The 15,005-nt window shown below is 61.2% G+C and carries 12 protein-coding genes; 7 read left to right on the top strand and 5 right to left on the bottom strand.

Features of this window, described 5'->3' with window-relative positions:
- Position 1: 1 nt before the first annotated feature.
- The 7 genes from NQ036_RS10965 to NQ036_RS10935 are packed head-to-tail and all read left to right on the top strand — an operon-like array spanning position 2 to position 8,385.
- Positions 2–949, top strand: coding sequence for an ABC transporter permease (locus NQ036_RS10965; protein WP_257049826.1), 948 nt, complete (start codon positions 2–4; stop codon positions 947–949).
- Complete coding sequence (locus NQ036_RS10960) at positions 946–1,941, top strand: ABC transporter permease (RefSeq protein ID WP_257049827.1); 996 nt, start codon at positions 946–948, stop codon at positions 1,939–1,941. The genes NQ036_RS10965 and NQ036_RS10960 overlap by 4 nt, the downstream gene beginning before the upstream one ends.
- The gene (locus tag NQ036_RS10955) at positions 1,938–2,831 is read left to right on the top strand and encodes an ABC transporter ATP-binding protein (RefSeq protein ID WP_257049828.1); all 894 of its coding nucleotides are present in this window, start codon (positions 1,938–1,940) and stop codon (positions 2,829–2,831) included. Before NQ036_RS10960 ends, NQ036_RS10955 begins: the two co-directional genes overlap by 4 nt.
- Positions 2,828–3,643, top strand: a complete 816-nt coding sequence (locus NQ036_RS10950; protein ID WP_257049829.1) for an ATP-binding cassette domain-containing protein — start codon at positions 2,828–2,830, stop codon at positions 3,641–3,643. Before NQ036_RS10955 ends, NQ036_RS10950 begins: the two co-directional genes overlap by 4 nt.
- Positions 3,644–3,683: 40 nt before the next feature.
- Positions 3,684–5,195 carry a S10 family peptidase gene (locus NQ036_RS10945; protein ID WP_257049830.1) on the top strand — a complete coding sequence of 504 codons (1,512 nt, stop codon included), beginning with the start codon at positions 3,684–3,686 and terminating at the stop codon, positions 5,193–5,195.
- Positions 5,196–5,241: 46 nt separating this feature from the next.
- Entirely contained in the window at positions 5,242–6,942 is a 1,701-nt protein-coding gene (locus NQ036_RS10940; protein WP_257049831.1) for a DUF885 family protein, read from the top strand.
- A gap of 60 nt (positions 6,943–7,002) precedes the next feature.
- Positions 7,003–8,385 carry an amidohydrolase family protein gene (locus NQ036_RS10935; protein WP_257058925.1) on the top strand — a complete coding sequence of 461 codons (1,383 nt, stop codon included), beginning with the start codon at positions 7,003–7,005 and terminating at the stop codon, positions 8,383–8,385.
- 8 nt (positions 8,386–8,393) lie between these two features.
- On the opposite strand, the gene NQ036_RS10930 is transcribed toward NQ036_RS10935, so the two are convergent.
- The 5 genes from NQ036_RS10930 to NQ036_RS10910 form a co-directional block, all read right to left on the bottom strand.
- Entirely contained in the window at positions 8,394–9,704 is a 1,311-nt protein-coding gene (locus NQ036_RS10930) for an ISL3 family transposase (protein ID WP_257058922.1), read from the bottom strand.
- Positions 9,705–9,938: 234 nt separating this feature from the next.
- Entirely contained in the window at positions 9,939–11,105 is a 1,167-nt protein-coding gene (locus NQ036_RS10925; RefSeq protein WP_257058918.1) for an FAD-binding oxidoreductase, read from the bottom strand.
- Positions 11,105–12,244 (bottom strand): FAD-binding oxidoreductase, encoded by a 1,140-nt coding sequence (locus NQ036_RS10920; RefSeq protein WP_257058916.1) that lies wholly within the window; start codon positions 12,242–12,244, stop codon positions 11,105–11,107. Before NQ036_RS10920 ends, NQ036_RS10925 begins: the two co-directional genes overlap by 1 nt.
- A 30-nt stretch (positions 12,245–12,274) precedes the next feature.
- Positions 12,275–14,065, bottom strand: coding sequence for an ABC transporter ATP-binding protein (locus tag NQ036_RS10915; protein WP_257058901.1), 1,791 nt, complete (start codon positions 14,063–14,065; stop codon positions 12,275–12,277).
- Complete coding sequence (locus tag NQ036_RS10910) at positions 14,062–14,994, bottom strand: ABC transporter permease (protein WP_257058899.1); 933 nt, start codon at positions 14,992–14,994, stop codon at positions 14,062–14,064. The genes NQ036_RS10915 and NQ036_RS10910 overlap by 4 nt, the downstream gene beginning before the upstream one ends.
- Positions 14,995–15,005 lie beyond the last annotated feature (11 nt).

Below are 15,005 nucleotides of genomic sequence, written 5' to 3'. Positions count from 1 at the left end.
CATGACCGCCTCGCCCAACACCCAAGTTGGAGAGTTTGGTCAACCGGCCCCGGGCGAGTCCTTCTCGCCTGGGGTCCGGGCTTTCCGGAAGATTATCCGCAAGCCCTCGGTGATCCTCTCTCTCGCATTTCTGGCACTGATCGTCCTGTTGGCGATCTTCGCCCCGCTGGTCACCCGGCTGTCCGGCTGGGACCCTTTCACCTATGACGAAGCCGCGGTGGACCCGTCCTCCGGCGGTCTGCCACTGGCTCCGCTGGGTGGCATAAGCGCAGAGCACTGGCTGGGCGTCGAACCACAGAACGGCCGCGACATCTTCGCCCGTATCGCCTATGGGGCCAGAGTGTCGCTGCTGGTCGGCATCTGCGCCACCGCCATCACCATGCTCCTGGGCGTGGTTATGGGGTTGCTGGCCGGATTCTTCGGCGGCATCGTCGATGCCGTGATTTCGCGCCTGATGGACTTCCTCATGGCCTTCCCTGCCCTGATCTTCATGATCGCGATCCTCTCCGCACTACCCCAGGGCAATCGTCCCGCCCTGCTCGTGATCGTGCTCAGCATCTTCAGCTGGCCGGCCACAGCCCGCGTGATCCGCGCTCAGACCATGTCACTGGCGAACCGGGAATTCGTCGAGGCGGCACGAACCTCGGGGGCCGGCTGGGCGCCGCTGGTGTTCCGCGAGGTCCTGCCGAACCTGTCGGGCACGATCATCGTGATGGCCACTCTGGCGATCCCGAACTTCATCGCCACCGAGGCCGGTCTGTCCTTCCTGGGTGTGGGCATCACCCCGCCGAATCCGTCCTGGGGACAGATGATCGCATCGGCTGTTCCCTGGTATTCCAGCGATCCGATGTTCTTCGCGATTCCCGGCATCCTGCTGTTCCTCACCGTCTTCGCATTCACCGTGCTGGGTGACAACCTGCAGAAGATCTTCTCCGGAGGGTTCGAATGATCTCCTATCTGCTCAAGCGCTTCGGCGCGGCGATCATCATCATGCTGTTCGTCGTGTTCTTCACCCTCCTGGTGTTCTTCAAACTTTCCCCGGACCCGGCCGCCAGCATTTGCGGTCAGACCTGTACGCCGGACCGGATCGAGACGATCAGGACCCAGATGGGACTGGACCAGCCCTTCTTCGCCCAGTTCTTCGCATTCCTGGCTGGCATCTTCGTGGGTCGCGATTACGGCGAGGGTGCATCTGCGATCCATTGCGGGGCCCCGTGCATCGGGTATTCGTTCCAGACCGGCCAGAGTGTTCTGCAGGGCATCATGGATCGGATGCCCGTGACCCTGACCATCGCCATCGGCGCTGCCGTTCTATGGCTGCTGACAGGCGTGGCCGCCGGCGTCATCAGCGCGGTCAAGGAGGGTACCTGGTGGGATCGAGGGGCGATGGCCTTCGCCCTGGCAGGCATCTCCCTGCCGAATTACTTCGTCGCACTGGTTCTGCAGTACCTGTTGGTGGTCCAGCTCGAATGGTTGCCATTCCCCACCGCCGTTCCGTTCAGTGAGAGCCCGGGACAGTGGTTCGCCACCTACATCATGCCGTGGATGGTGCTTGCCCTTATGTATGCCTCGATGTATGCACGGCTGACCCGAACGAACATGATCGACACCATGGGGGAGAACTTCATGCGGACGGCCAGGGCAAAGGGTCTCAAACCTGGCCCTATCCTGATCCGCCACGGGCTGCGGCCGTCGTTGACCCCGATCGTCACCCTGCTGGGCGTCGACTTCGCCACCCTGCTGGGCGGTGCGCTCATCACGGAGACGGTGTTCGGCCTGCCCGGTATCGGCAAGTTCGCCTACGACGCGATCTCCGTGAACGACCAGCCGGTCATCATGGGCGTGACCCTTGTAGCGGCATTCGCCGTGGTAATCGCCAATATCATCGTCGACCTGCTGTACCGGGTCCTGGACCCCCGAGTGAGAGTGAGCAGCACATGAGTACTCCCGCCGAAACCGGCCGGACGAACGCGTCCACGGACACCCCCGTGCTCTCCGTACAGGGGCTGACGGTGGAGTTCCCCCTGGGAACCGTCGTCGATGATATCTCCTTCGAAATCGCCCAGGGTCAGACCATGGGCCTGGTTGGCGAATCCGGGTCGGGTAAATCGATGACCTCGCTTGCGGTGATGGGCCTGCTGGCCAAGGAGGCCAAGGCCAGCGGCAGCGTGAAGTTCCACGGTGAGGAACTGCTGCACAAATCCGATGCGGCAATGCGCAAGTTGCGCGGGAACAAGATCGCCATGATCTTCCAGGACCCGCTGTCCTCACTGAATCCCTACTACACAGTGGGCTTTCAGATCGCCGAGGCCTACCGCGCGCACAAGGGCGGCAGCCGTGCCGCGGGGCTCAAGAAGGCCGCCGAGGCCATGGACCGGGTGCGGATTCCCGACGCGGCCGGCCGCGTGAACCACTATCCGCATCAGTTCTCCGGCGGCATGCGCCAACGCGTGATGATCGCCATGGCGCTGGTATGCGAACCGGACCTGATCATCGCCGACGAACCGACCACGGCCCTGGACGTCACCGTGCAGGCTCGCATCCTGGACCTGCTGGCCGAGGTGCAGGAACATACCCAGGCTGCGATGCTGTTCATCACCCACGACCTGGCAGTGGTCAGTCAGATCTCGAACCACATCACCGTGATGCAATCCGGTAAGACGGTCGAACAGGGCACTGCCGAGGGCATCTTCGCCAATCCGCAGAACGCCTACACTCGAAAGCTCCTGGCTGCGACCCCGCGCCTGGACGATGTGGTGAACCTGCCGGAGCCCATTATCGGTACAGGGTCGGCCACCGGACCGGAAACCGCAAAGGGGAAACGACCATGAACACGACGACGCCCCTGCTGCGGGTGAATAACCTGGTCAAAGAGTTCAAGACGGGCCGCAAGGACATCTTCCGCGCCGTCGACGACGTGTCCTTCGAACTCAACCGCCGCGAAACCATCGGGATCGTGGGCGAATCGGGTTCGGGCAAGTCGACCACGGCCAGGATGATCGCCCGACTGATCGATCCGACCTCTGGCACCGTCGAGTTCGAAGGCACCGACATCACCGGTAAATCCGGCAGGGGCCTGCTGGGATTCCGCAGCGGAGTACAGGTCGTCTTCCAGGACCCGTACTCCTCGCTCAATCCGCGCCACACAGTGGAAGAGGTGATATCGGCTCCGCTGCGATATCAGAAGCGCAAGGTCGCCGGCGGCTATAAAACCCTGGTCAAGGCGGCAATGGAGCGCGTCGGTCTCAACCCCGATCACTCCGAACGCTATCCGCGCCAGTTCTCCGGCGGCCAGGCTCAGAGGATAGGGATCGCCCGGGCCCTGGTGGTCGAACCCAAGCTGGTGATCTGCGATGAGGCGGTGTCCGCTTTGGACGTCTCCGTCCAGGCACAGGTCCTCGAACTGCTGGTCGACCTCCAGCGCGAGCGGGACATCTCCTATATCTTCATCGCCCACGATTTGGCCGTGGTCAGGCAGATCGCCCACAAGGTCGCGGTGATGCGCACCGGCAAGGTCGTGGAGCAGGGCGCCCGCGATGAAATCTTCGACCACCCGCGCGAACAGTACACCCAGGATCTCCTGGCCGCAGTGCCGAAGATCAACGCGGCATGGGACACCGCACGCGAACAACACGACGCATAGACGCGACACAGATACAGAACCGAAGGGAACAACCAACCACATGGCACACGAATCGACCGAACCAGCCCCCGGTACTACGGCGAGCCCGGCACCCCAGGACGACCTGGTCACCAGTGAGCACTCCATAAAACTGCCCGCCGGTCCCTTGAACTATCGGGTCACCACGGGTACCACGGTGATCGGCCAGGAGGAAGTCACCGATGGCGTCTATTGCGGTGATGTGCCCGCAGCCCGAGTCTTCTCCACCTCGTATACGGTGACGGACGCCGCAGGCCAGACGGACCCGCAGCGCCCTGTGATCTTCGCCTTCAATGGGGGCCCCGGCTCATCATCGGCCTGGCTGCACATTGGACTGTTCGGCCCGCGCCGCGTCGTCATCAACGACGTCGACGAACCCGCACAGCCGCCCTACGGACTGACCGACAATCTGGAGACGACCCTGGCCGATGCCGACCTGGTCTTCATCGATGCGATCACCACGGGCTACTCCCGCCCGATGGAAGGCCGGAAGGATCAGGAGTTCCACGGGTTCACCGGCGACCGTGACATCGTCGGCGAGGCCATTCGTCTGTGGCTGACCCGGAACAAGCGCTGGACCTCACCGAAGTTCCTGGCCGGGGAATCCTACGGCACGACCCGTGCTGCGGCGCTCGCCGGGCACCTGGCACGGCGTCACGGGATCGCCTTCAACGGCATCATCCTGATCTCGGCGGTCCTGGACTTCGCGACCATCGACTTCACCGAGGGCAACGAAGCACCGTACGTGCACTACCTGCCGACCTTCGCTGCCATCGCCCAGTACCACGGCAAGCACCCTGGTCGTAGCGCCGAGGATGTGATCGCCGAGGCGACCGAGTTCGCCTATGGCGACTACTCACGGGCACTGGACAAGGGCAAGCGCCTGAGTGCGGAGGAACACGCGGATATCTGTTCCCGTCTGGCGGATCTGATTGGACTCGACCCCGAATTCGTGCGGATCTCCGATCTGCGCGTCGACGAATTCACCTTCTTCAACGAGCTGCTCAAGGACCAGCGGCTGAAGACCGGACGACTGGATGCCAGGTGGACCGCACACCAGGGCAAGCTCAGCGGTGAGGTGTTGGGAGACGACCCCTCGTACCCGATGATCCAGTATCCGTACACCGTGGGTATCAACGAATTGCTGCGCAGCGAGTTCGGCTACGAATCCGATATCACCTACGAAGTCCTGACCGGCCGGGTGCACCCGTGGTCGTACAAGGAGTTCGAGAACTCCCATGTCACCACCGCCGAGGACCTGGCCTACGCTATGCGGATGAACCCGGACCTGAAGGTCTACGTCGCCTTCGGATATCACGACTGTGCGACGCCGTTCGCAGCTTCGGAACACGTGCTGGCCCACCTGCGGATCAGCGAGAAGTCCTGGAACCAGATCGTCCGGCGCTATTACCCTGCCGGACACATGATGTACGCCCACCCGGGTTCGCGCATCGACCAGCTGCACGATATTGCGGACTTCGTCGCCTGGAGCACCGGCCGGGCCGATAAGCCGGAATCCAACCAGCCTGCCTGAACGCCGGTAGACGTGAAGTAATCGGGAATCGAGAAGGAGAAGAACGATGAGCGCGAATTCGTCCGACACACGCCGGCAGACTGAAGCCGGAAACCGGTTGTACGACATCATCGAGTCGGAATGCAACTGGCGTGGAGGCGAATTCGGCTCATCGGGCTGGAAATCAGGGGTACGGGACTCGCTTCCCGATGTGTCGGTAACTGCACAGGATCGCCGCACCCGGAAATGGGAAGACACTCTGACCCAGCTGGATACGGTAGACGTTCCAGGGCTCAGTACGGAGGAACTGGTCGATTACCAGGTCTATCGCAACCAGGTCCAGACCCTGCTCGAAGCACAGCAGTACCGGATGTTCGAACGCCCCGCCACCGCCGACACCGCCTTCTGGCGGGACCTGGCCTTCGACGCCTACCGGCTGGCGCTGGCGGATGCGGACCAGGCACAGGCATATCTGCAGATGCTGGGTCAGATCCCCCGGTACTTCGCCCAACAGATCGACAATATGCGGGCGGGCCTCCAGCGGGGCTTCGGCCCAGCCCGAGTGTGCATGACGGGGCGGGAAGAACCCGTCCGGTCGGTCGCCCAGACCTCCGATGTGAAATCCCTTCCGTTCTTCGGACCGTTCACCCGGATGCCGACGGCAACCGCGGCCACCGTGGTAGCAGAACTGCAGGATCGGGCCGTCTCAGTCCTGACCGAACTGGTAGTGCCCGCTTACCAAGGACTCTACGAGTTCTTGAGTGGGGAATATCTGCCGCAGCTACCGGAATCCATCGCGGCGGTCGACCAGCCCGATGGGCCGCAGTTCTACCGTTCGCAGATCCGCGAATATGCGACCACCGAAATGGATCCGCAGCAGATCTTCGACCTGGGGCTGAGCGAAGTTGCGAAGATCCGTGCGGAGATGGACAAGATAGCCGGGGAACTCGGCTACGCCGGCGATCTGGATGGACTGTTCGCCTTTATGCGCACCGACCCGCAGTTCTACGCAACCACGCCCCGGCAGCTGTTGGCCGAAGCCGCCTACACTTGCAAGGCCTTCGACGGAGTGGTGCACCGGTACTTCGGCAAACTGCCGAACGGGCGTTTCTCCATTATGGAAACGCCCAAGGAGATCGCGGCCTTCGATACCTTCGGACGTGGCGCCCCCGACCGCTATCTGGTCAACACCTACAACCTGCCGGCCCGGCCGCTGTATTCGCTGCCGGCACTGACACTGCACGAATCAGCGCCGGGGCATTCCTTCCAACTCTCCCTGGCCCAGGAGATGGACCTGCCGGAGTTCCGCCGCGAATACATTTCGGCCTTCGGAGAGGGCTGGGGTCTGTACACCGAGCGGCTGGGCGATGAGATGGGCATGTACGAGACCCCGTACGAGCGCATGGGCATGCTGTCCTTCCAGATGTGGCGCGCGGTCCGACTGGTCGTCGACCCCGGTATGCACGAACTGGGGTGGACGCGTGAACAAGCGCAGGACTACCTGCGGGAGAACACCGCGATCGCCGAACACGAGATCGTCACGGAGATCGACCGGTACATTTCCTGGCCGGGCCAGGCGACCGCGTACTACCTGGGGCAGCTGACCATTCAGGACCTGCGCGCGGAGGCCGAGGCCGCACTGGGGCCGGCCTTCGACATCCGGGCCTTCCATGACCAGGTGCTGAGCCTTGGTTCAGTTCCACTGACCGTTCTGCAGTCCGAAGTCCGCCGCTGGATAGCGGAGGAATCCGAGGTCATTTCCGGTTGAGAATGTAGCCGCAACCTGACTGCCCGAAGCCATACAACCACAACAAAGGAGTTCAGTCCCATGGCACAACTGGCAATCGTCAACGCCACCGTCATCGATGCGACCGGCGCCCAGCCGATCGACGGCGGCACCATTCTGATCGGCGCCGACGGAACCATCGAAGCGGTGGGTCCCGCCGCCGCGGTGAGCATTCCGGAAGGCGTGCAGACAGTCGACGCGCGCGGAGGCTTCGCGATCCCCGGCCTGATGGACGCCAATGTCCACCTGGTCGCCGCGCGTACCGCGGACACCCTGTTGGACTTCCAAGGGCGTTATGACGAGCTGGCCCGTGAGGCCGCCGAGCTGACCCTGAAGTACGGTGTGACGACGGTGTTCGATACCTGGGGGCCGGCTGCGGCCGCGACCAGGGTGCGCGATGAGATCAACGCCGGGAAGACCACGGGATCGCGGATCTACTGTTCCGGCAATATCATTGGCCTGGGCGGACCATTGTCCGATGACTTCGTGGCGCCGGGCACCTTCCTGCAGAAGGACACGATCGCCTCGGTCAATCACGAATGGGAGCGGGGGACCGGACCCGGTCTGACCACTATGTCGGTGTCCCAGATCGCCGAGGCCGTGGCACAGTACATCGAGGAGACCGGCGTCGACTTCATCAAGTGGGCGGCCACAGACCATCTGGCCATCGCCAGCGGGGCCGCCGTCTTCCTGATGTTCTCCGAAGCCGCCCAGCAGGCGATCCACGATACGGCACACGGTTACGGCCTGCCCACCCAGGCGCATACGACCTCGGTCGACAGCCTGCGGATCTCCGTGGACCTGGGGGTGGATCTGCTGCAACACGGCGATATGACCGTCGGGCAGCCCGCTCCGGCCGAGCTGTTGGACCGGATCGCAGACAAGCGGATCCCGACCGCGGCCCTGGTCTGCACCGATGACTACCTGAAGTGGAGCGCCTCGTTCCCCGGTACTGCGATCTCACACGGGGCAAGGGAGAACTCCGACATCAACCAGCGGGGACTGATCGAACGCGGTGCCCGGCTGCTGTTGACGACCGATGGATTCGCCTACGGACCGCGCATCACCGAACATCCCGGGTTCAGGGCCGGCACGCTCAAGCCCACGGTGCCCGATCAGTGTGTGCAGCTGGGCTATAGCCATTTCAACTGGCTCAAGGGCGCGTGGGAGAAGGGAATGGAGCCCATGGAGGTGCTTCGTTCGGCGACTGCCTACCCTGCCGAGGCGTATGGCGTGAGCGAGGTCGTCGGCACTCTGGAAGTCGGTAAGAAGGGCGATGTGCTGATCCTTGACGCCGACCCGCTGACCTCGGCTGCGGCGTACAAGGAGATCCGGCATGTGATCAAGGAGGGTGCGGTCGTGGATCGCGACAAGCTGGCACGCGATATGCAGGTCGGCCTCGACGTCATGGCCGAACTGGGCTGAGAACCGGCTCATCCGATTTGAGGGTGTAGTTGGGCTCTGAACCCGCCTGTTTCAAGCAGGCAGCGGGCGATGTAGTTAGCCAGGTTGCGGAAGCCGAGGGCGGAGCCTCGGAGGTGCTCGAGCCTGCCATTGATGGCCTCCGTTGGGCCGTTGGATGTGCCGGGGTTGTCGAAGTACGCCAGGATGTCGCTTGCCCGGCGTTTGAGTGTGCGTCCCAGCGTGATGACCTCGCGCAGTGCTTTTGGCACCCCGTGGCTGATGTTCTCGATGAGCCTGGTCATGATGCGCTTGCCCTCCTGCGGATCGGGATGCCGGTAGGCGGCCACGACGTCTTGGTACACGCCCCACGTCGCTTCGACTTCGGCGTGACGCTCATCGGTGAACGCGACCATCAGCTTGGCCCGCTGCTTGTCGGTCAACAGGTCGTCTCCGGTGTGCAGGGTTCGGCGGATCCCGTAGAGCGGATCCCCTGCTCGTCCGCGATGCCCTGTGGTCTCCTGCTGAATGCGCTGCCGATTCCGATCAACAGCGTCACCGGCGAGCTGGACCACGTGGAAGGGATCCATGACCTCGACGGCGTCGGGCAGTTCAGTCTCGGCTGCTGTTTTGAACCCGGTGAATCCGTCCATCGCCACGACCTCCACGTTCTCTCGCCAGTCACGGGGCCTGGCCTGAAGCCAGGCCGTGAACACGGCTTTCGAGCGGCCCTCGACCATGTCGAGCAGGCGCGCGGGCCCGGTCTTGTCCCGTACAGGCGTGAGGTCGATGATGACGGTGACGTATTTGTCGCCCTTGCGCGTGTGCCGCCACACGTGCTCGTCAACGCCGATGACCTGCACGCCGTCGAACCGCTCGGGCCGATCAATGAGCACTCTCCGTCCCTCAGCGAGCACCGCGCTGTTCGCGGTATCCCACGACACGGCCAGGCTCTCGGCGACACGAGAAACAGTGAGGTGTTGGCACACGATTCCCTCCAGCGCCCAGCGCAGTCCTGTCCGGGACAGCTTGGCGCGGGGCTCGGCCGCAGCGCTTGTGTCCTGCCGCCACACGTGGCCGCATTCTGTGCACTTGTAGCGGCGGACGCGCACGTGCAGAGTGGTCGGCCGCCAGCCCAGCGGCTGATGGGCAAGCCCGCGCACCAGTGTGTCCCGAGGAACTCCAGGAGAGCCGCAGCGATGGCACCAGTCATCCGGATCTACCACGACACAGCGCAGGACAGCGCGGTCCGGTGCCAGGTACTGCCCGACGGCCTGCAAGCCAAGGCTGTCGAGTCCGGTGAAAGTCGTGAGGTCAGGAGTCGTGAAGGTAGGCTTGAGCATCGAAGGCCTTGCGTTGTGGAACCGGTGTCTAGACAACTTCGATTCTCACCGCAGGGCCTTCTTCACACCCCTACGACACGCATACCCTTGTCGGATACCTCTCTACACCCTCAAATCGGAAGAGCCTGAGAACCAACCCGGGCCCCGAACCGTCGAGTGGCTGGGACACGCCGGAACCTGACTTCGGGTTTAGGCGTGTCCCAGCCACTCGACGGTGAACCGGGGGATCCGGTTTCAAGCCTGTGAGACCTGCGGGAACCGGGCGAAGGTGAACGGCTCCAGCTCGGCGGGGCGCTCACCGGAGGTGATCCACCCCGCCAGCAGTGTTGCCACCGCCGGCGAGATCGCGAAACCGTGGCCCGACCAGCCGGTGGCGAAGAAGACGCCGGGGTTGCCGGGCACTTCGTCGATCACCGGGATGTCGTCGACCGTCAGCGATTCGGGCCGGGAGGCGTCGGTCACGACCACCTCGGCGCCGGCAAAGGCCGGATAGATCGAGGTGGCGTCGATGATGGACTTCTCCGCCGTTTCCGGGCGCGGAGTGCCGATTTCGGACTCGTAGTCCCAGTCGCCGGTCCGTCCGCCGGAGAGCATGACCACGTCCTCACCGTCGATCGTGATGGTCTTCGCCGCGAAGGGCAGCGAGTGGTGGCCCAGCAGGTGCTTGAAGGTGAACCCGCCGGCCGCCCGCACGGGTGTCATCTGCGGGTTGAAACGGGTGATGGGAACGTCGATGCCGAAGGAATCGGCCAGCAGCCGGCGGCTATAGCTGTTCGCCGTCACCAGTACGCCACGGGTGGCCGTGTGGGCGGTGCCGTCTTCGGTGGTGACGGTGTAGAGGCCCTCGGTGTTCTTGCCGGTCAGCCCGGTGACAGAGGAGTACTCCTTGAGCTCGGCACCGGCGGTCTGAGCCGCGGTCGCATAGCCGCGGGTCACCTCGGTGTGGTCACCCGTGCCGTCGGCCGGGCAGTACAGGGCACCGGCTACGGTTTCCGACGAGGCCCCCGGTTCCAGGGTGTCCAACTCTGCCCTGTCGATGATGCGGGTCTCGATGCCGAAGGCCGACTGGACGCCCACCCGGGTCTTCAACTGGTCGTGCAGGCTCTTGTCGGCGAAGACATCGGGGCCGACGAGCTCGATCCCGCCGGTGCGCTCGTAGCCGACCTGCAGGCCCAGCTCCTCATTGATTCCTGGCCACATATCGTAGGCGATCTTCATCAGCGGCAGTTCGCGGATATCGCGGGCATTGGCCCGTACCCCGCGCTTGCCCACTCCACCCGAGGCGCCCGAAGCGACGGTCTTGGCCTCCAGTAAGAGGACGGAGACGCCGGACTTCGCAAGGTAGTAGGAGGCTGCGGAGCCGTGCACGCCGGCGCCGATGACGATGTAGTCGTGGGGCATCAAACCTGCTCCGCATCGTCTGCATGTCGTCCGAGCTTGAGATCGTCTAGGTAGAACCGCTCTGGGCGCATCGCAGCGAGCTCGGGCTGTACGTCTTGCTGGAGAATCTCACGGGCAGCCATGATTCCCCAAGTGGGCCCCCAGCCAATTCCGCCGTGGGAGACAGTGAAATACAAGTTTGAAAGCCAAGGAACACTGCCGACAATCGGACCACCCGGAGGAACTGGGCGAATGCCGATAGAGGAGCGAGCAGGAAGAGAACCGACGACCGATGGAATGGTCTTCTTGATAGAGCTGATCATCTCGCTGTCGGCGGCAGAATTGGAGCCGTGATTCTCAGTCTGCGAATGGCCACGCCAGTGAACTGCATAACCACCGCTAGGATCTGGGCGGCCGGCCCACGTAGGTGTGTTGATGATGAACGAGGGTCCGGCACCCGATGCGAATGGTTCGGTGTAGATGATCCGACCAGGAACAAGGTCCAGCGGTATAGCCAGACCTGCCATAGCCGCGATGTGGCTCGACCAACTACCCGCTGCATTGACAACGTAGTCTGCTTCGATCCTGCTGCCATCGTCAGTCAGAACTGCCTTGACAGACTCACCTTGTATGTCGAAGCCGCGTACCTGACTACGGAACTGTGTCTTTCCGCCTAGCTTGGAGAAAGCACTGATCAGGGCCTGAACGACTGCAGGCGCGTCAACCCAGCCCGAGTCCTTCTCGAGGAACACTGTCTCCTCTGGATCGATGCGTAGAGCGGGTTCGAGCTCCATCGCAGTCTTACCCGAAATGATCTCTACGCCGACGCCGCGCGCCTGAGCGATCTTGGCCAGCCGCGTGAACTCTGTCCGTTCCTCTTCTGAACCCCAAAGCAGAGTCCCAGACCAAGAAAGGTAGGAGCCCGGAACCTCCAGCGCAAGTTCCTTGAAAAGTTCATCGGTGGTCACACGCAAGGCGGCTTTTCCGGGCTCTTCCTCCCAAGCGCGTTGAGGAAACTGCGAAAGCCACGCGATCGAAGATGCCGAGGTCCCGGTACAAGGATCGGCCGCATCGAGCAAAGTAACTGAGGCTCCCTGTTCTTGCAACCTATACGCGACATGGGCGCCGACTGAACCAGCACCGATAACAACGATTTTCATATTAGTTCTCACTTTCCTTTAGCTATTTAGCTAAATTGCTCCATCAGGATTACGCTTGGGCCGCTCAATCTTGGGGTCGGGAATCGGTGCCGCGGAAACCAGCTGCTTAGTATAGGAGTGCGAAGGCTCGTTGATCACTTGACTAGTCTCCCCGATTTCGACTACCTCTCCAGACTTCATCACAGCAATTCTGTCAGAAATATGTGCGACTACCGACAAATCATGAGTCACGAAAATGTAGGTGAGTCCACGTTCATCTCGCAAATCCTCAAGTAGATTGATGACCGCAGCCTGCACGGAAACGTCCAATGCGGAAACAGGCTCATCTAAAACAATTACTTCAGGATCAGTAGCCAATGCTCGAGCAATGGCAATACGTTGGCGCTGTCCACCCGAAAACTCATGAGGGTAACGATCGGCCATGTCGGGAGAGAGGCCAACGCTTGTTAGGAGTTCATCGACACGATCGCTCCAGCCCTGCTTGCTAACCCGTCCTAGGCGCATGGCTTCGGTTAAGACCTCTTCAACCGACATACGTGGATCCATGGACGAGTAGGGATCCTGAAAAACCATCTGAACTTTGCGACGGTACTTTTTCCGGGTACTACGACTACCCTCAGAAATGTCCGAACCATTAAGCCTGATAGATCCGCTCGTTACATCATGAAGACCCACGATAGCGCGACTGAGTGTCGATTTGCCGCTTCCGGACTCGCCAACAATACCGAGAGTCTCGCCGTTCCTCAGCGTAAACGAAACATCATTGAGAGCCCGGTGAGACTGCTTTCTAAAATGCTTTTTCGAGCTAACCGAATAGTCTTTTATAACATTCTCAACCTCCAGCACTATATCGTCACTCACCTGTCGGGATGAAGGTGGTTGAGTGCCGGAATCGGACGAGGGAGTTTCCTCTATGCCGGGAAGCTCTAATGCATCGAAGTTATCATCATCTAGAACATCATCCAGCTGCTTGGTAACTTGACGTGGAATAGGCAGGAGGCGCTCTGAGCGCTTATCGATTCGTGGGATCGCTCGGAGTAAGCCTCGCGCGTACGAGGTTTTAGGAGACTCAAAGAATTCGTTTATACCACCAGTCTCGAGAATCCGACCGCCATACATGACGGCCACCCTGTCAGCGTGACCGGCGATCACACCTAAATCATGTGTCACGAGAATCATCCCGGCGTTGACGTGCCGGCGTGCGGCATCCAGGGCGTGGAGGACCTGGTTCTGGACCGTAACGTCTAGAGCAGTTGTCGGCTCGTCGGCGATGATTAAGTCAGGCTTGTTCGCAAGTGCAATAGCGATCACGACTCGTTGCCTCATACCGCCGGAAAATTCATGAGGATAACTATCCATGCGATTTTGCGGTTCAGGAATTCCAACGACGTCGAGTAGCTCAATAGCTTCCTGTTTTGCCTTTTCCTTACCCATCGGTCGATGTATGAGGATGGCTTCGGTAATCTGATGACCGACCGTCAAAACTGGATTGAGGGTAGACAGAGGGTCCTGGAAAACCATGGAAACCTTGGAGCCACGCAGTTTGCGCATGACCTGATCCGATGCCCCAACAACCTCTGTTCCGACGAGTGACACCGATCCCGTGACATTCGCAGTGTCGGGGAGAAGTCCGATAGAGGCCAAGGACGTCATAGACTTTCCCGAACCGGACTCGCCAACGATAGCAAGAGTTTCACCCCGGCGAACGTCGAATGAAATTGAGCGAACAGCTTTCTTCTCGCGACCAGGTTTCCCGAAACTCACCGTGAGGTCTCTGACAGACAAGAGAGTAGTTGAACCACCGGTTGGCGTGGTAGTCATGCTCGGCCTCCTCGGCTCTGGCGCGGATCAAGGGCACGGCGTAGTCCATCGCCGATGAAGCTTGTGGACAAGGCGATTAGGATAATGAACAGACCTGGGAAGTAGAACAACCACGGACGAGTGCTCACTGCATTCTGTGCCTGGGATATAAGCAATCCAAGAGAGGTATCGGGAGACTGTACACCGAACCCTAGATAGGACAGGGCGGTCTCCGAAAGGATCGCAGTCGAAGTAAGGACCGTGACGGCAACCGTGATCGTACCCATGCAGTTAGGAATCAGATGACGGATGATTATCGACCAGTCAGATGCTCCCAAACCTCGCGCCGCTGAGATATATTCAGCCTGCATAATGGATAGTGCATCGGACCGGACTAGACGAGCGACGATTGGCCAAGCCAGTGCCGCAAGGACGATAGCGATAGCCCACCAACTGGTCTGTGTTCCCATTGTCATGAAGGCGAGTACGGCTGCCACAGCGATAGTTGGGAAAACAAGTACCAAGTCGACTGTACGCATGAGTATTGAATCGACGACTCCACCGTAGAAGCCGGCAAGCGAGCCTACAAGGGCGCCGAGTACGGTTGCGATGATGGCGACGGACAATGCAATTTGTATAGAACGCTGCGCTCCTCGCATTACCTGAGAAAGTGTATCGTATCCCGTGCTATCGGTTCCAAAAGGGTGGTCGGGTGAAGGAGGAGCCGAATTATCAGAGGTGAAGACGTCGAACTGATACTTCCAGAGATGCGGGCCAATAAAGGCAAATATCACAATCAACGCGAAACAGCACAGAGCTATGACCGATAGGGGATTTGAAAAGTAGTTTACGATAAAAGGTGGCAGCTTTCCCCTTCTGGCCCTGCTTGACGAACTCACTGCCGGCTGGTTCCGGCCGATGTCGGACTCGGGAATTCCTTGTAGCGTCATGGTTAACCTCC

Origin of the sequence: Brevibacterium sp. 91QC2O2 (genome assembly GCF_024580695.1) — a bacterium.
GTDB classification, from domain to species: Bacteria; Actinomycetota; Actinomycetes; order Actinomycetales; family Brevibacteriaceae; genus Brevibacterium; species Brevibacterium moorei.
This window is presented reverse-complemented; position numbering and strand designations above follow the sequence as displayed.